Origin of the sequence: Micromonospora reichwaldensis (genome assembly GCF_031845925.1) — a bacterium.
Classification (GTDB): Bacteria; Actinomycetota; Actinomycetes; order Mycobacteriales; family Micromonosporaceae; genus Micromonospora; species Micromonospora reichwaldensis.
The window spans coordinates 96,289-112,346 of record NZ_JAVRFL010000021.1; the positions used below are offsets into that span (position 1 = coordinate 96,289).

Below are 16,058 nucleotides of genomic sequence, written 5' to 3' on the forward strand. Positions count from 1 at the left end.
CACGCCCCGATCAGCGCTTGAACTTGGTGATGGAGCTGTCCTTCTTGATCGCGTCGGCACGCTTCTGGATGCGCTCCACGAAGGCGTCCGCCTTGATCCGGCCGAACATCAGCTCGTTGGTGGCCGTGCGGGCCTCCGTGTCGAGCTCCTTGTACCAGCCGTCGAAGTAGATGTTGAACACGTCCTGGCCGGCGGCCTTGAGCGCGGCCTGCGAGCTGGCCACGCCGGGCGGGAAGGCGAAGCCCTCCGAGCCGGCGGTGACCACGGTCGGGGCCTTGACCACCTCGGTGAAGCCCTTCGCGCCGGCCACCGAGAGCATCTGGCGCATGTACTCCAGGCCGCCCTTGGGGTTCTTGCTCTTGGCCGAGACGAAGTAGCCCTCACCGGCGGTCGCCCGCAGCGCCGTCGCCGGCAGCTTGTCCGAGGCGGACAGGCTCGGCACCGGCATCAGCTGGTAGTCGAAGCCGGACGGGGTGTCCTTCTTCTGCTCGCCCTCCAGCCAGTCGCCGCTGGGGTAGAACGCCAGCTTGTACTGGTTCTGCCGCAGCTGCACGTCGGTGTGCTTGAGCCCCTCGAAGCTCTTGTCGACGTACTTGGCGCCGATCTCGGCCCACGCCGCGGCGGCCTGCTTGACCGCGTCCTGCTGCCAGGCGCCGTCCTCCAGGTTGTCGATGTTCTTCAGCACGTCGGTGCCGCCGATCTTCGCCGCGTGGGTGAGGATCACGTTCCACTGGTAGTACGCGGCGTTCGCCCCGGCGTAGCCGTACGGGGTGATGCCCTTGGCCTTGATCTTGTCGAGCAGGGCGGTGAACTCGGACCAGTCCTTCGCCGGCGCCCAGCCGTTGTCCTTGAACAGCTTGCCCGAGTACCAGATGCCGAAGACGGTGGAGACGTAGTACAGGACGTACGGCTTGCCGTTGAAGGATCCGACGTCGACGGTGCCCGGCACCACGGTGTCGCGGACCTTCTTGTTCGGGTCGTCGACCGACGGGGCGTCCCAGAGCTCGGTGAGGTCCTGGAGCTGACCGTCGGCGACCAGGGCGCCGAAGTCCATCAGCTTCTCGCCGGAGTTGTTGACGAACTCCGGCGGGTTGCCCGAGGCGAACCGCGGCTGGAGGACGGTGGAGACGGCCTGGGTCGACTGGTGCTTGACCTCGGCCTTCGGGAACGCCTTCTTGTACAGCGGCTGGTGCACGTCGGTGGCGTACTTCTCGCCGTAGCCACCGTTGAAGATGACCACCTCGATCGGGGCGTCCTCGGCCACCCCGAGCGGGTTGGTGGCGCTCTTCGCACCGTCCGCGACCTGCTCGTTCTTCTCGTCGCCGCCGCTGGTCGCGCAGGCGCTCAGCAGGCCGGCGGCCGGGGTGGCGAGCAGGCCCACCGCGGCGGCCCGGCGCAGCACGGTCCGGCGGCTCAGGTCGGCCGGGTTGTCGGGGGTAATCGACATCGTCGTCTCTCCTTGTGTGTTCGGGTCAGGCGGTCCGCCGGAGGCGCCCGGCGTACCGCGACTCGAGGGCGTGGTTGTGCTCGTCCCCGCCGGGGACGTTGGCGGAGAGGTAGATAGGGGGTACCTCCCCGGCCTGGTGGAACCGTCGTACGACCTCGGCGGTCAGCAGCTGCGCCAGCAGCGCCGCGGTGACCGAGGAGACCGCACAGACCGCGCCGCCGCCCTCGAGCGGCAGCAGTGCGTCGCCGTACGGCGCGCCGTTGTCCAGCACGACGTCGGCGAGGTCGGCGAGGCGCCGGCCGGACGGGTGCCGCGGGGCGACCCGTGCGGTGTGCGCGACCGAGGTGACCGCGATCAGCGGGTGGCCGCGTCCGGTGACCAGCGTCGCCAGCTCGACCACCGAGCCGTTGATGCCGGACTGCGACGCCACCACGAACACGTCCTGCGGCTGCGGTGCAGCCAGCTCGTAGAGCTGGTGGGCGACCGCGGGGTCGCGCTCCAGCTTCGGGTCGGCGAGCACGTCGCGCGGGGCGTCGCCGTGCAGCACCAGGTCGTGCAGGGAGAGCCGGTTGGTGGGCACCAGCCCGCCAGCCCGGGCGACCAGTTCCGCGGCGAACGCCTCGGAGTGGCCGGCGCCGAACGCCTGGAGCACCCCGCCGGTGCGCAGGCTGGTGGCGATCAGGTCGGCGGCGGCGCCGATCGCGTCGGCGCTGGCGTCGACGAGCCGGTCGAGCACCGGGCGGACGGCGTCGGCGTACCCCTGGGCGCTGATCATGCGGTGGCCCCCTTCGCGGCCTTGTGCCCGTCGACGGCCTGGGCGGTACGCCGGAAGGCCGCGTGGGCGCGGTCGTGGGTGCGCTGGGCGACGGCGATGTAGAGCAGGTCGAGCACGACCAGCTGCGGGTGCCGGGCGGAGAGCGCGTCGGGGCGGAAGGTGGTGGCCTGACTGGCGGTGAGCAGCACGATGTCGGCCAGCTCGGCCAGCGGCGAGCGCGGGAACCCGGTCAGCGCCACGGTGGTCGCGCCCCGGCTGCCCGCCTCGGCGAGCATCTCGATGGTCTCCCGGGTCTGGCCGGTGTGCGAGATGCCGAGCGCCACGTCGCCCTGGCGCAGCAGCGCGGCGCTGGCGAGGCCCTCGTGCACGTCGTTCCAGGCCCAGGCCGCCACCCCGATGCGGTGCAGGCTGAACTGCATCTCCTCGCCGACCAGGGCGCTGCCGCTGGCCCCGAAGATGTTCACCCTGGACGCCCCGGCGATGGCGACGGCGGCCCGTTCCACCTCGGCGAGGTCGAGCAGCGCGGCGGTGTCGTGCATGGCGCGGGTGTCGGCGGCCATGATCTGGTCGAGGACCCGGGAGAGGGGGTCGCTGGGCTGGATCTCGCGGCCGATGTCGACGGTCCAGCCCGCCGAGCGGGCCCGGCCGGTCTCCGCGGCGATGCCGAGTCGCAGGTCGGCGTAGCCGTCGAAGCCCATCGCCCGGCAGAACCGGGTGATCGTCGCCGGGGAGGTGCCGCTTCGCTCGGCCAACTCCACGATTGTCGCCCGGGCGGCGGCCTCCGGGTCGCTGAGCACGTGCTCGGCGACGCGGCGCAGTGCCCCCGTCAGCTCGCCCGCGCCGGCCCGGACCCGCGCCAGCACGCCGTCGGAGCCGACCCCGAGCGCACCCCGCCGGTCGACCGCGCCGGCGTCGACCACCGCGGTCCCCGCGGAGGCGTCCACCTCGTGATCAACCATGGGGCACCTTTCGGAAAAGAGTGTTAACTGTTAGTGGTAAAAGTTCTTACTAAAGGCCCCTCCGTGTCAAGGCTGCGGGCGAAGTTTTCAAACTGTTACCTGGCGCACGGCTCCCGAGCCTGTCCGCCCCTTGCCCACCGCCGCCGGGCCGACCAGCATGAACGCGGCGTCGATCGAGAGGTGGGTGCGGATGTCCGGCAGCGTCGTGGTCGGTCTCGACGTCGGGGGTACGTCCACGCGGGCGACCGCCCTGGCCCTCGACGGGCGGCGGCTGGGCAGCGGCCGGGCGGGCGGCGGAAACCCCACCAGCCATGGTGCCGAGCGGGCGGCGGGCGAACTCCTGGCCGCCCTGCGGGAGGCGCTCGCCGGCGTCGATCCCGCCCGGGTGCGTGGCGGCACGATCGGACTGGCCGGGGCGGGCCTGCTGCTCGCCGATCCGGCGGGCCGCGACGCCTTCGACCGGGCCTGGCACGACGCCGGCCTGCGCTGCCCGTACGCCGTGCACGGCGACGCGCTGGTCGCGTACGCCTCAGGCACCGCCAGCCCGGACGGCACGGTGCTGATCGCCGGCACCGGGGCGATCGCCGCCGGGGTTCGAGAGCTGCGGCTGGACCGGGTCGCCGACGGTCACGGCTGGCTGCTCGGCGACGCGGGCTCGGGCTTCTGGCTGGGCCGGGAGGCGGTCCGCCGGCTGCTGGCCGACCTCGACCGGGGGCACGCACCGGGCCGGCTGGCGACCGGGGTGCTCACCGAACTGCTCGGCTCCGCCGAGGTGGCGGCCCGCCCCCGGGACACCGTCGACGCCCTGGTCCAGACGGTGACCCGGCGACCCCCCGTGGAACTGGCCCGGCTCGCGCCCCTCGTGGTCGCCGCCGCCGTCGACGGGGAGCCGGTCGCTTGTGGGCTCCTCGACGAGGCCGCCGCGCACCTGGCGGAGAGCGCGGCGCGGATCCGCCCGGCGGGCGAGGTCTCCCCCATCGTGCTCGGCGGCGGCCTGCTGACCGGCGCCACCCCGCTCGCCGCAGCGGTCCGGGCCGAGATCGCCCGGCGGTGGCCGGACGCGCCGCTGCACTCGGCGGGCGACGGCGCGGCCGCCGCGGCCTGGCTCGCCGCCCGCGACCTGCCCGAGGTGACCGACCCCGTCGCCCTGCACGCCCTCCTGGTGCCACGGACCGCCTGACCGGCCCGGCGCCGTCCCAGGAGGCCCGGCTCATGGGCTGCGGCCGGCGCTGAAGAGCAGCCGGTCTGCGAAGCGGCGGGTCTGCGAAGCGGCGGGTTCGGGGAGCAGCAGGGCCGGGGAGCAGCGGGTCTCTGGGACGGCGAGGCTGCGGGACGAGAGGCCGCCGGGCGGTGACACGGCGTGCGAGGGACCGCGACACGGGTGCGCGGTCGCTGTCGAGCTGCCCCATCTGTGAGACCACCGGTCTGCGTGGCCACGAGATCCGCCCAGCGGACATACCGCCCCCTGGCGGGGAGCCGCCACCAGCGTGGATCGTTCACACCGGTGGCCTCGGGGCACCGGGTGGGACACGCCTCGCCCCCGTTGCGTCGGGCCGCCGGACGGACACGCCTCCACCCCGGTCGCGTCGGACCGCCGGACGGACAGGCCGGCCTTGGCAGGCAGCCGCCACCTGCACTGCCGGTCAACCCGGTGGCGTCGAAGCGGGTGTGGAAGGAGACGTCGACGCGGTCTTTGCGCATCGGTTGCCAGAGCGAGGCACCGGCGCAGGCACGGCGTTATCGTCCCGCGAACGGCGTGGTGGCCCTGCGGGAACGGCGTGGTGGTCCTATGGATGGGGCAGCTCGACAGCGAGCGCGTCCGGACCGCCGCCCTCCCTGCCGGTCGGTCATGGGCGGTCGGGCGACGAGACGGACGAGCCGCTCCCGCCGCCCGCCGCCCCGAGGCCCCGAGGCCCCGAGGCTCCGGGCCGGATGATCGGTAGCGGACGGGACTACTTAAGCTGGCCGGCGGTCAGGCCGGACTGGACCTGGCGCTGGAAGAGGATATAGACCAGCAGTACCGGGACCACCGCGATGGTGAGGCCGGCGAAGAGCTGCGCGTAGTCGCCAGCGTAGCCCTGGTTGACCGAGAGCGCGGCGAGCCCCTGGGCGAGCACCCACTTGGACTCGTCGCCCTGCATGAGCACCTGGGGCAGCAGGAACTGGTTCCAGTGGCTGAGGAAGTTGAAGATCGCGACGCTGATCAGTCCCGGACGTGCCATCGGCAGCATCACCTGGAAGAAGAGCCGGAAGTGACCGCAGCCGTCGACCAGCGCCGCCTCCGCGACGGCCGTGGGCAGGGTACGGAAGAAGGCGGTCAGGAAGAACACCGTGAACGGCAGCGAGTAGGCCGCGTAGACCAGGATCAGCCCGGTCCAGGTGCCGAAGAGGCCGGCGTTGCGCACCACGAAGAACAGCGGCACCAGGGCGAGGAAGACGGGGAACATCAGCCCGCCGACGAACAGGTAGTAGACGACCTGCTTGCCCCGGAACTCGTAGCGCGCGAAGACGTACGCGGCGGTGGCGCCCATCAGCATGGTCAGGGTGACCGAGCCCGCGACCACCACCAGGCTGTTCAGGAAGTACTGGCCGATGTGCGCCCCGCTCCACGCGCGCGACCAGTTGTCGAAGCGCAACGCGCCGGGCAGCGACCACGGGTCGGCCAGGATCTCCGCGTTGCTCTTGAACGAGCTGATGAACATCCAGAGCAGCGGCAGTACGGTCAGCGCACCCCAGAACAGCAGGAAGCCGTGCGACAGCGCGTTGGCGACGCCGAGTTCGCGGCGTACCGGGCGGTCGGCGGGGCCGGGAGGCTCGTCGGGCAGCGCCACGGACGCGGGCTTGTCCAGAGTCGTCACGAGTACTCGATCCTGTCTCGCTTGCTGGCCCGCAGCGCCAGCACCGCCACCGTGAGGGTCAGGAAGAACATCACCACGCCGATCGCCGAGGCGTAGCCGAACTTGGTCTCGCTGCCGAACGCCGTGTCGTACATGCGTACGCCGATGACGTCGGTGGAGAAGTTGGGACCGCCGTTGGTCATCAACTGCACCAGGATGAAACCGTCCAGGGCGAAGATGGCCAGGTAGACCCAGGCGACCTGGACGGTGTCCCAGAGCAGCGGGATGGTCACCTTCCACAGCGTGGTCAGCCGGGAGGCGCCGTCGAGCATGACCGCCTCGTAGATCTCCTTGGGGATGGCCGACATGGCCACGCCGAAGAGCACCACGTAGAAGCCGACGTTGCTCCAGATCATCACGGCGAGCACGCACCAGAAGGCGGTCCGCGGATCCCCCAGCCAGGTGGGCGCGCCCAGACCGACGCTGTTCAGGGCGCTGGTGAGCAGGCCCTTGTTCGGGTGGTAGACCTCCTTCCACAGCAGCGCGATGATCACGACGGAGAGCACCTGGGGGAAGAAGTAGACCGTGCGGTAGAACGACGAGCCGCGCACCCCGCTGACCCCCGCCCGGCCCTTGCGCCCGCCCATGTTGAGCATGGCGGCGAAGAAGAGGCCGAGCACGATCGTCAGCACCGGAACCAGCGCCAGCAGGATCGCGTTGTTCTTCAACGCGTTCCAGACGTAGTCGTCGTTCCAGAGCGTCTTGAAGTTCGCCAGCCCGACCGAGTTGGCGTCGGCCGAGTAGCCGAGCCAGTCGGTGGTGGAGATCTGGAACGCCTGCAGGTACGGCGACACGACGAAGATGACGTAGAGCAGCACCGGCGGCACCAGGAAGGTGACGATCAGCGGGTACTTGCCATGTCTCACGATGAGGTCCTACCTCTTCAGCGGCGGCCCGGTGGGGCGGGGCGGTCCACCCCGTCCCACCGGCCGGGGTGTCAGGCGGCCCGCTTGTACTTCTTGATCGAGCTGTCCTGGGCGATCGAGTCCGCGCCCTTCTGGCACTGGTCGAGGAACTCCGCCGGGCCGATCCGCCCGCTGAAGAACTCGCCGCACGCGGCGTCGATGAGGTTGCGCTCCAGCTTGCGGTAGTAGTTGTTGTAGACCCAGTTGAAGCCGTTGCTGCCGGATGCCTCCAGCGCCTTGACGACCGTGTTCAGCCCGAACGGCAGCTCGACGCCCTCGCTGGCGCCGGCCACCACGGTCAGGCTGGAGACCTTCTTGGTGAAGTCCTGCGCGCCCTTCTTGGAGAGCATGACCCGGAAGAACTCCAGGCCGCCGGCGACGTTCTTGGCCTTCGCCGGGACCATGAACGGCTCGCCGGCGGTGCCCCGGACGGCCTCGAACGGCAGCTTGTCGCCGCTGCCCAGGCTCGGGGTCGGCTGGATGGTCATGTTGAAGCCGGCCGGCGTGACGTCCTTCTGCTCGCTCTCCAGCCAGGAACCGCAGGAGATGAAGGCCGCCTTGCCCTGGCACCACGCGGTCTGCGACTGCTTGTGGTCGAGGCCGGGCGAGCCCTCCAGGATGAACTTGTCCTTGACGATCTGGTGCCAGGCGTCGGCCGCGGTCTTCATCGCGTCGGACTTCCAGGCGTTGGGCTCCAGGTTGTCGATCGCCGTGGCGACCGAGGGGCCACCGAACTTGATGGCGGTCGAGATGACCGGCCAGCTCATGTAGCGCGGGTGCGCGCCCGCGTACGTCCAGGGGGCGATGCCCGCTGCCTTGATCTGCTTGCACAGCGCGATGTGCTCGTCCCAGGTCTTGGCGTACTCCCACTTGCGCTCGGCGAAGAGCTTGGTGGAGTGCCAGATGCCGTAGACGGTGTAGGTGTAGTTCATGACCAGGAACTTGCCGTCGTACGAGCCGACCTCGACGGCGCCCGGCAGCAGGGTGTCCTTGACCGTCTTGCCCGGGATGTCGAGGCTCGGGGCGGCCAGCAGCTCGCCCAGGTCGGCGATGGCGTTCTGCGACACCAGGCCGTTGAAGTCGATCTGGTTGGCGCCGGAGTTGTTGACCACGTCCGGCGGGGTGTTGTCGACGAAGCGCGGCTGGAGGGTCTTCGCGATCTCCTGCGTCGCCGAGTGGTTGATCTTCGCCTTCGGGTACTTTTCGGTGTACATGGCCTCGTGGGCCTTCGCGTACTCCTCGCCGAAGCCACCGTTGAAGATCACCACCTCGAGGGGCGCGTCCTCCTTGACACCGAGCGGGTTCTGCTCGCTCTTGGTGCCCTTGTAGGTGCCGGCGTCGCCCTTGTCGTCGTCACCGCCGCCCGTGGCGCAGCCGGTCAGCAGGCCGGCGGCGGGGGTGGCCAGGAGGCCGGCGGCGGCGGTGCGCCGCAGGATGTCACGCCTGTTCATGGTCTCTCCTCGGATCGGTCCGGGCGGTCACCGGATGGGGGATGGTGACCGCCGCACGAGGCGCAGGGGGAATTTGTCTTCAGTTCGCAATATGTTGCTGAAGAATTTCTACGGCAGGAGGGCGCGGACTTCAACCCCCGGGGACCGAACCGTTATCAGCAGCGGCCAGTCCACGCCTGACGTACCCTCGGGGCCATGCGCCGCCTGCGGCAACTCGCCGCGCGCACCCCCGCTGGTCGGCAACGTTACGTCGACCTGCTCCGGGCGCTCGCGATCGGCATGGTCGTTCTCGGCCACTGGGCGGTCGCCGCGATCGGCGAGGACGCCGCCGGCCGGCCGACGGGGCGCTCGGCGCTGCCCGACCTGCCGTGGGCGTACCCGCTCACCTGGGTCGCCCAGGTCATGCCGGTCTTCTTCCTGGTCGGCGGGTACGCCAACGCCGCCTCGCTGACCGCCCGCCGGGCCGCCGGCGTCGACGCCACCGCGTGGCTGCTGGACCGGGGCGCCCGGCTGCTGCGCCCGACGACCGCGCTGCTGCTGGTGATCGCCGGCGGCGCCGCGCTCGCGTCGCTCGTCGGCGTCGGGGCGACGCTGGTGCGTACCGTCGCCTGGTTCGCCACGATCCCGCTCTGGTTCCTCGCCGCCTACCTGATCGTGGTGCCGCTGACCCCGGCGATGCTCGCCCTGCACCGGCGCTTCGGCCTGCTCGTGCCGGCGGCGCTGGCCGCGCTGGTCGTCGCCGGCGACGTGGGGCGGGCGCTGGGCCCGGCGGAGCTGGCGCTGCCGAACTACGTCCTCGGCTGGCTGGCCGTGCACCAGCTCGGCATCGCCTGGCGCGACGCCGACGCCGGGCGTCACGACGCCCACCCGGACGCGACGGACGGGCATCCGCCGCGCCCCGCGTCCGCGCGCGACCGGCCACGCGAACGTCGGCTGCCGCTGTCGCGGCGCGCGGGCGCGGCGGCGCTGCTGGGCGGCCTGGCCGCGACGGTGCTACTGACCACCGTCGGACCGTACCCGGTGAGCATGCTCAACGTCCCGGGCGAGCGGCTGGACAACGCCGCCCCGCCCAGCCTGGCCCTGCTGACGCTGACCGCCGCCCAGTTCGGGCTGATCCTGCTGCTGCGCGACCCGGCGGAGCGCTGGCTGCGCCGCCCCCGCCCGTGGCAGGCGGTGATCGCGGTGAACGCCGTCGTGCTCACCGTCTTCCTCTGGCACCTCACCGCCGCGATCCTGCTGGTCGGCGCGCTGGACGCGGCCGGGAGGCTGCCGACCCCACCCGCGGGATCGGCGGCCTGGCTGGCCTGGCGGGTGCCGTGGGTGCTGATGCTGACCGTGGTGCTGGCCGCCCTGGTCGCCGTCTTCGGCCCCGTCGAGGCCCGCACCGGCCACGCCGGCCGCACCGGCCGCACCGGCCACGCCGGGCAGGGTCGGCCGGCCGGCGGCGGGGCCGTGTCGGGCCGCGCGCCGGCCGGCGGCGGGTGGCGGGCCACCGTGCGCAGCGCGCTCACCGCCGCCGGTTTCGCCGCCGTGGTGTACGCCCTGGTGGTCAACGCCCAGACGCCGAGGTCGGCGCCCGAGCCGCTGGGGCTACCGGCGGCGGCGCTGGTGGCGTACCTGGCCGGGGCCGGCACCCTGCGCCTGCTCAGGTCTGGGTGGGGAAGCCGAGGTTGACCCCGCCGTGCCGGGGGTCCAACCAGCGGCTGGTGACCACCTTGGCCCGGGTGAAGAAGCGCACCCCGTCCTCGCCGTGCGCGTGCAGGTCGCCGAAGAGCGAGGCCTTCCAGCCGCCGAACGAGTAGTACGCCATCGGCACCGGGATCGGCACGTTGACGCCGACCAAGCCCACCTCCACCTCGTGCTGGTAGCGCCGGGCCGCGCCGCCGTCGTTGGTGAAGATCGCCGTGCCGTTGCCGTACGGGTTGGCGTTGACCAGCTCCACCGCCTCGTCGTACGAGCCGACCCGCAGCACGCCGAGCACCGGGCCGAAGATCTCGTCGGTGTAGATCGACATGTCCGGGGTGACGCGGTCGAACAGGGTCGGGCCCAGCCAGAACCCGTTCGGGTCGCCGTCCGGCTCGACGTTCCGGCCGTCCACCACCGGCACCGCGCCGGCGGCCACCCCCGCCTCGACGTACGCACGCACCCGGGCGGCGTGCGCGGCGGTGACCAGCGGGCCCATGTCGCAGCCGCGCCGGCCGTCGCCGGTGCGCAGCCGGCCCATCCGCTCGGCGATCCGGGCGACCAGGGCGTCGGCGACCGGCTCCACGGCGACCAGGGCCGAGATCGCCATGCACCGCTCCCCCGCCGAGCCGAACCCCGCGTTGACCGCCGCGTCGGCGGCCAGGTCCAGGTCGGCGTCGGGGAGCACCACCATGTGGTTCTTCGCCCCGCCCAGCGCCTGCACCCGCTTGCCGGCGGCGGTGCCGCGCTGGTGGACGTGCCGGGCGACCGGGGTCGACCCGACGAACGACACGGCCTTCACGACCGGGTGGTCCAGCAGCGCGTCCACGGCCTCGGCGTCGCCGTTGACGACGTTGAGCACCCCGTCGGGCAGGCCGGCCTCGGTGAACCACTCCGCCAGCAGCAGCGCCGCGCCCGGGTCCTTCTCGCTCGGCTTGAGCACCACCGCGTTGCCGCAGGCCACCGCGATCGGCAGGAACCACAGCGGCACCATCGCCGGGAAGTTGAACGGGGAGATCACCGCGACGACGCCGAGCGGCTGCCGCAAGCTGTACGAGTCGACCTCGGTGGAGACGTTCTCGCTGAACCCGCCGCGCAGCGCGGAGGGGATGCCGCAGGCGTACTCGATGATCTCCAGGCCGCGCTGCACCTCGCCGGCGGCGTCGGCGAGCACCTTGCCGTGCTCGGCGGTGATCACCCCGGCGAGCCGGTCCCGCCGCGCGTGCACCAGCTCCCGGAAGGCGAACAGCACGGCCGTCCGCCTCGCCAGCGACGCGTCGCGCCAGAGCCGGGCCGCGCGCCCGGCGGCCTCCACCGCGACCGCGACGTCCGCCGCCGAGGCCAGCTCCACCCGGGCGGTACGCCGACCGGTCGCCGGGTCGAAGACGTCCCCGTGCCGCCCGGACGAGCCGCTGAACGGCTTGCCGTCGACGAAGTGGCCGATGACGTCCACGCCGTGCTCCGCCGCGCTCACGCCGCCACCTCCGCCGCCACGCAGGAGCGGATCGCGTCGACCAGGATGGCCAGGCCCTCGCGGGCCTCGTCCTCGGTCAGGGTCAGTGGCGGGCCCATCCGCAGCACGTTGCCGTACAGGCCGCCCTTGCCGGTGAGCAGCCCACCGGCCCGGCACGCCTCGAAGACCCGGTCGGTCAGTGCCGGGTCCGGCTCGGCGGTGCCCGGCCGGACGAACTCGACGCCGAGCATCAGCCCCTTGCCGCGTACCTCCGCGACGCCGTCGAGACCCCCCACGGCGGCGCGCAGCCCGTCGGCGAGGATCGCCCCGGTGCGGGCCGCGTTGGCCTGGAGGTCGTGGTCGAGCAGGTAGTCGAGCACGGCGTTGCCGGCCGCCGTCGAGACCGGGTTGCCGCCGAAGGTGGAGAAGCTGATCCCCGGCACCGACTCCAGCACGTCCGCGCGGCCGACCACGCCGGCCAGGGCGAAGCCGTTGCCGATGCCCTTGGCGAAGGTGAGCAGGTCCGGGGTCACGCCGTGCGCCTGGTAGCCCCAGAGGTGCTCCCCGGTACGCCCCCAGCCGGTCTGCACCTCGTCGCAGACGAACAGGATGCCGTGGGAGTCGAGGACCTTCTTCCAGGCCGCGAAGAGCCCGTCCGGCGGGTGCACGAAGCCGCCCACGCCCTGGATCGGCTCGGCGATCAGGCAGGCCACGTCGCCGGCGGTCTGGGTGGCGAGCACCTCGTGCAGGTCCTCCACGGCCGCCTCGACCCGCTCGGCCTCGCCCAGCCGGGCCAGCAGGCCGCGCAGCCGCTCGCCGGAGTGCAGCCAGGCCACCTGGAGCGGGTTGAGCGCGCTGGCCGACCAGCCCCGGTTGCCGGTCACGCCCATCGCCGCGTACGACCGGCCGTGGTAGCTGTTGCGCACGGCGAGGATCTGGTGCGAGCGGCGGTGGTTGGTGGCGGCCAGCAGCGCCGCCTCGTTCGCCTCCGTGCCGGAGTTGGTGAAGAAGACCCGCGCGTCGGGGATGCCGGAGAGCCGGGCGATCTTCTCGGCCAGCTCGACCTGCTGTCGGATCAGGTAGAGGGTGGAGCTGTGCACGATGCCGGTGCGCAACTGCCGCTCGACGGCCTCCCGGATCTCCGGGACGTCGTAGCCGATCATGTTGGTCAGCACGCCGCCGAAGAAGTCGAGGTAGCTGCGGCCCCGGGCGTCGGTGACCCGGCGGCCGGAGCCGGAGACCAGCTCGATCGGCTCGGCGTAGTAGAGCGGCATCCAGGACGGGAGCACGGCCCGGTGCCGGGCCAGCAGATCGTCGGTGGTCATCGTCGCACCCTCTCAGCGGCGTTCGCGGTACCCGCACGCTGCCACCAGCCGGCGGCGGGGACAAGGGCCGGTGGGTGGCGCGGCACCGGGCCCGCCCCACACCGTCGCCGGGCCCGGTCGTGCGCCGCCCGGGCGCCCGGCCGCCGGTACGATCCGGCGGTGCGGACCGGTGAGGAAGCGCCACGAGGGGCGCCGGCGCTGCCGACCGGCGCGGCGGGCACGAGCGTCGGAGCGATCGCGGCCGGCGTACGGGCCTGGTTGGGCTCGGGGCCGCTGCGCGACCTCGTCGGGCACTTCGGCGGCACGTGGCCGGACGGGGACGTGGCGGGCGTGCTGGCCGGCCTCGACGACTTCTCCGCCCGGCACTGGGACTTCCGGGGTGGCCGGGAGCGGCCGGACGCCCGCGAACCGGCCGTCGACGCGGCCACCGCGCGGCTGGTGCTCGCCACCGCCGCCGCGCTCGGCATGGTGCGTCCGGCGGCGCCGGCCCGCTCGCGGTACGCCCACCTGGTCGTGCTCGGCGGGTTGGCGCACGCCTGCCAGCGCCGGGTCGCGTACGCGGCGCACCTGCTGCGCGGCGGCACCCGGGTCGGCGGCGAGGTGGCGGTGCTGGGCAGCTTCCGCCCGCTGTCGGACGCGGAGTGCCGGGCCCTGGAGGTGGCCGGCGTCCCGCCCTGCGACACCGAGGTGGCGGCGCTGGACGCGGCGGTGCGGCGGGAGTTCGCGGTGGCCGTCCCGGCCGAGGAGGACGGCCACGACGCCGACCACCCGCACCGCTCCTGGTCGTCGCGCACGTACCGGCCCGAGGGCGGCCCGCCGGTGCGCGTACTGGCCGCCCCGTCCGGCGATCCCGCGCGGCGCCGCGCGCACACCGCCGACACCCAGCGGTTCTGGGCCGAGCACGTCCGCCTGCGCGCGGGCGACGCGGTGCTGATGGTGACCGCGCCGATCTACGTGCCGTTCCAGCACTGCGACGCGCTGCGCACCCTCGCCGTGCCGTACGGCTGCGCGATCGAGACCGTCGGCGTCGACCCGGCCCTGCCCGACCTGGCCGGGCTGCCCGAACCGGCGCTCACCCCGGGTCGCTACCTCCAGGAGATCCGCTCGGCCATCCGGTCCGTGCGGGCCCTGCACACGGCGCTGGGCGACGGCTGAGCGGCCCACGGCCGAGGGCCGACGCGCGACGGATCGCCGCGCGCCGGCCCGTGGACCGCGCTCAGTTGACGTAGACGGGGGCGTTGCCCTTGCTGGCGTCCTGCACGGGCGAGTACGCCGCGGAGAAGTACGCCGTGCCGAAGCAGAGGCTGGGGCCGGAGAACTTCGTCAGCGTCTGGTTGGTGAAGGTGATCGAGTTGTTGGCGTTGGTCGCCGTGCCGGTCAGGCTGTTGGTGCTGGTCCGGTAGACGCAGGTGATCGCGCCGAGCAGCGAGTTCAGCACGACGGTGCTCTGGATCGGCGCCGCCGCCGTGCCGCTGATCTTGACCACGCCGGCGCTGGTGACCGAGGTGGCGTACGGCAGGTTCTGCACGGTCACGCTCTGCACCCCGGTGGTGCCGATGACGTTGGTGGTGCAGTTGGTGAAGGACTGCGCGGTCAGGCTCTCGGTGGCGGTGCCCGGGGCCGCCGGGTTGCTCAGCACCTTGGCGCTGAAGGTGGACACGGCGCACTTCACGCCGGTGGTGCCCGAGGCGGAGGAGTAGAAGGTGGCGTTGGTGCCGGTCCTGAGGCTGGCCCGGATCACGTCGTTGACGGCGACGGCGGTGCCGCCCGGCGTCGGGTAGGTCAGCACGTTGTTGGCGAACGGTGCCGGGGTGGCGGAGCGCGGAGCTGCGGCGGAGCCCGGGGCGGCGGCGAGGCCGGTCAGCAGCGCGAGGGTGGTGAGACCCACGCCGATTCGTCCGTACCTGAGCATGGTTCTTCCTTTCCGGGGGCGGGGGAGGTCGACTCGCGCGGGCGGGGGGTGCCCGCGTGGCGACCGGGGCCGTCGCGTCATGGACGGCGGTGGCGGTGGTGGTGCGGCGAGTCAGCGGGCAGGCCGGCGTGGCGCGCCGCGGCGCAGCGGCGTCACCTGCGTCTTTCCGGCCTTGGGAGGGCGCTCCTGTTCCGCGATAATGGCAGCCATCGAGCCCTCCTTCGATGAGCCGACGGGTGACCATCCGGAAGATCACCCATGGTGACGGGATCCCAACTGAGCGTGCAGAAAGTTATAAACCCCGGAGGGTCGTAAAGTCAATCGAACGGAGAGGCAGGCACGTTGACCACGCAGCGCCGCCCGCATCCGGCGCCCCTGCCGGGCGCACGCCCCGGTCGCGACCCCGATCGCGCGATCAAACGTGGTCCGCGCCGGCTCTCCGCCGAGGCGGTGGCCGCGACCCAGCGCGACCGCCTCTTCGACGGGCTCGTGCGGGAGGTGGCGACGAAGGGCTACGACAACGCCCGGGTCACCGACATCTGCCACGCCGCCGGGGTGACCCGACCGGCCTTCTACGCCCTCTTCAGCGGCAAGGAGGACGCCTTCCTCGCCGCGTACCGGCACGGCGTCGCCGTGCTGTCGCAGCTCATGGAGAGCGCCTACCGGGAGGCCGGGCCCACGTGGTCGGACGCCGCCCGCGCCGCCCTGCGCACCCTGCTGGAGGTGCTGGCGAGCGTGCCCGCCTTCGCCCGGATGGCGCTCGTCGAGGTGGACGCGGCCGGCCCGGACGCCCGCCGCGAGCGCGACGCCCTGCTCGGCAGCTTCCGCCGGTTCTTCGCCGACGCCGGCCCCGGGCCGACGGCGGACGTGGACCGGGACGCGCTGGTGTCCACCGTGGTCGGCGGGATCCACGCCACCGTGCGCAGCCGGGTGGCCCAGGGGCGGGCGACGGAGCTGCCCCAGCTGCTGCCGGTGCTCACCTACGCGGCCACCGCGCCCTTCCTCGGCACCGACGACGCGGCCCGGGCGACGCGGCTGGCACGCCCGGCCGACGGCCCGGGCACGACCGCGCCGTGCGCGCCGGCCGGCGAGGCGGCCACCCGCTCCTGACGGCGACCCGACCCCGGCCGGGCAGCCGACACCGCGCGGTCGGAAACCGCAGCGGTTTTTCACTTTGGCCGCATTTGGCAGATACCGCCTCAACCTGCCCCCACCGGCCGTTGACCCGGCATTTACTCGGCGGTAACTTCA

General features: G+C 72.9%; 13 protein-coding genes. 4 read left to right on the forward strand and 9 right to left on the reverse strand.

Translation table 11 applies throughout. From position 1 onward, the window contains the following. Positions 1-10 precede the first annotated feature (10 nt). The 3 genes from ngcE (RM555_RS18730) to RM555_RS18740 are packed head-to-tail and all read right to left on the reverse strand — an operon-like array spanning position 11 to position 3,181. Positions 11-1,447 (reverse strand): N-acetylglucosamine/diacetylchitobiose ABC transporter substrate-binding protein, encoded by a 1,437-nt coding sequence (gene ngcE, locus RM555_RS18730; RefSeq protein ID WP_311412971.1) that lies wholly within the window; start codon positions 1,445-1,447, stop codon positions 11-13. Between the two features lie 25 nt (positions 1,448-1,472). Continuing rightward, complete coding sequence (locus tag RM555_RS18735; RefSeq protein ID WP_311412972.1) at positions 1,473-2,222, reverse strand: SIS domain-containing protein; 750 nt, start codon at positions 2,220-2,222, stop codon at positions 1,473-1,475. Continuing rightward, positions 2,219-3,181, reverse strand: coding sequence for a MurR/RpiR family transcriptional regulator (locus tag RM555_RS18740; RefSeq protein ID WP_311412973.1), 963 nt, complete (start codon positions 3,179-3,181; stop codon positions 2,219-2,221). The genes RM555_RS18735 and RM555_RS18740 overlap by 4 nt, the downstream gene beginning before the upstream one ends. 190 nt (positions 3,182-3,371) lie before the next feature. Between RM555_RS18740 and RM555_RS18745 the strand changes: the two genes are divergently transcribed. Then, positions 3,372-4,361 carry an N-acetylglucosamine kinase gene (locus RM555_RS18745; protein WP_311412974.1) on the forward strand — a complete coding sequence of 330 codons (990 nt, stop codon included), beginning with the start codon at positions 3,372-3,374 and terminating at the stop codon, positions 4,359-4,361. A gap of 772 nt (positions 4,362-5,133) precedes the next feature. Here RM555_RS18745 and RM555_RS18750 read toward each other — a convergent pair. The 3 genes from RM555_RS18750 to ngcE (RM555_RS18760) all read right to left on the reverse strand — a co-directional run bounded on the left by RM555_RS18750 (position 5,134) and on the right by ngcE (RM555_RS18760) (position 8,434). Beyond that, on the reverse strand, positions 5,134-6,039 hold the full coding sequence (locus RM555_RS18750) for a carbohydrate ABC transporter permease (protein ID WP_396888801.1): 906 nt from the start codon (positions 6,037-6,039) through the stop codon (positions 5,134-5,136). Continuing rightward, positions 6,036-6,944 carry a carbohydrate ABC transporter permease gene (locus RM555_RS18755; protein WP_311412975.1) on the reverse strand — a complete coding sequence of 303 codons (909 nt, stop codon included), beginning with the start codon at positions 6,942-6,944 and terminating at the stop codon, positions 6,036-6,038. Before RM555_RS18755 ends, RM555_RS18750 begins: the two co-directional genes overlap by 4 nt. 71 nt (positions 6,945-7,015) lie before the next feature. After that, the gene (gene ngcE / locus RM555_RS18760) at positions 7,016-8,434 is read right to left on the reverse strand and encodes an N-acetylglucosamine/diacetylchitobiose ABC transporter substrate-binding protein (protein WP_311412976.1); all 1,419 of its coding nucleotides are present in this window, start codon (positions 8,432-8,434) and stop codon (positions 7,016-7,018) included. Between the two features lie 195 nt (positions 8,435-8,629). Here ngcE (RM555_RS18760) and RM555_RS18765 point away from each other — a divergent pair, with 195 nt between their 5' ends. After that, the gene (locus RM555_RS18765) at positions 8,630-10,108 is read left to right on the forward strand and encodes an acyltransferase family protein (protein WP_311412977.1); all 1,479 of its coding nucleotides are present in this window, start codon (positions 8,630-8,632) and stop codon (positions 10,106-10,108) included. Here RM555_RS18765 and RM555_RS18770 read toward each other — a convergent pair. Both RM555_RS18770 and RM555_RS18775 read right to left on the reverse strand, forming a co-directional pair. Next, positions 10,080-11,570: a CoA-acylating methylmalonate-semialdehyde dehydrogenase gene (locus RM555_RS18770; RefSeq protein ID WP_311412997.1), complete on the reverse strand. Its 1,491-nt coding sequence runs from the start codon at positions 11,568-11,570 to the stop codon at positions 10,080-10,082. The two genes, RM555_RS18765 and RM555_RS18770, sit on opposite strands and share 29 nt — an antisense overlap. A gap of 17 nt (positions 11,571-11,587) precedes the next feature. Then, positions 11,588-12,895, reverse strand: coding sequence for an aspartate aminotransferase family protein (locus RM555_RS18775; RefSeq protein ID WP_311412978.1), 1,308 nt, complete (start codon positions 12,893-12,895; stop codon positions 11,588-11,590). Between the two features lie 159 nt (positions 12,896-13,054). Here RM555_RS18775 and RM555_RS18780 point away from each other — a divergent pair, with 159 nt between their 5' ends. Continuing rightward, positions 13,055-14,050, forward strand: coding sequence for a hypothetical protein (locus RM555_RS18780; RefSeq protein WP_311412979.1), 996 nt, complete (start codon positions 13,055-13,057; stop codon positions 14,048-14,050). Between the two features lie 61 nt (positions 14,051-14,111). Here the strand turns inward: RM555_RS18780 and RM555_RS18785 are convergent, their stop codons facing one another. Then, positions 14,112-14,807, reverse strand: a complete 696-nt coding sequence (locus RM555_RS18785; protein ID WP_311412980.1) for a Tat pathway signal sequence domain protein — start codon at positions 14,805-14,807, stop codon at positions 14,112-14,114. Positions 14,808-15,149: 342 nt separating this feature from the next. On the opposite strand from RM555_RS18785, the gene RM555_RS18790 reads away from it, so the two are divergent. Next, positions 15,150-15,917 (forward strand): TetR/AcrR family transcriptional regulator, encoded by a 768-nt coding sequence (locus RM555_RS18790; RefSeq protein WP_311412981.1) that lies wholly within the window; start codon positions 15,150-15,152, stop codon positions 15,915-15,917. The last annotated feature ends 141 nt before the right edge of the window (positions 15,918-16,058 follow it).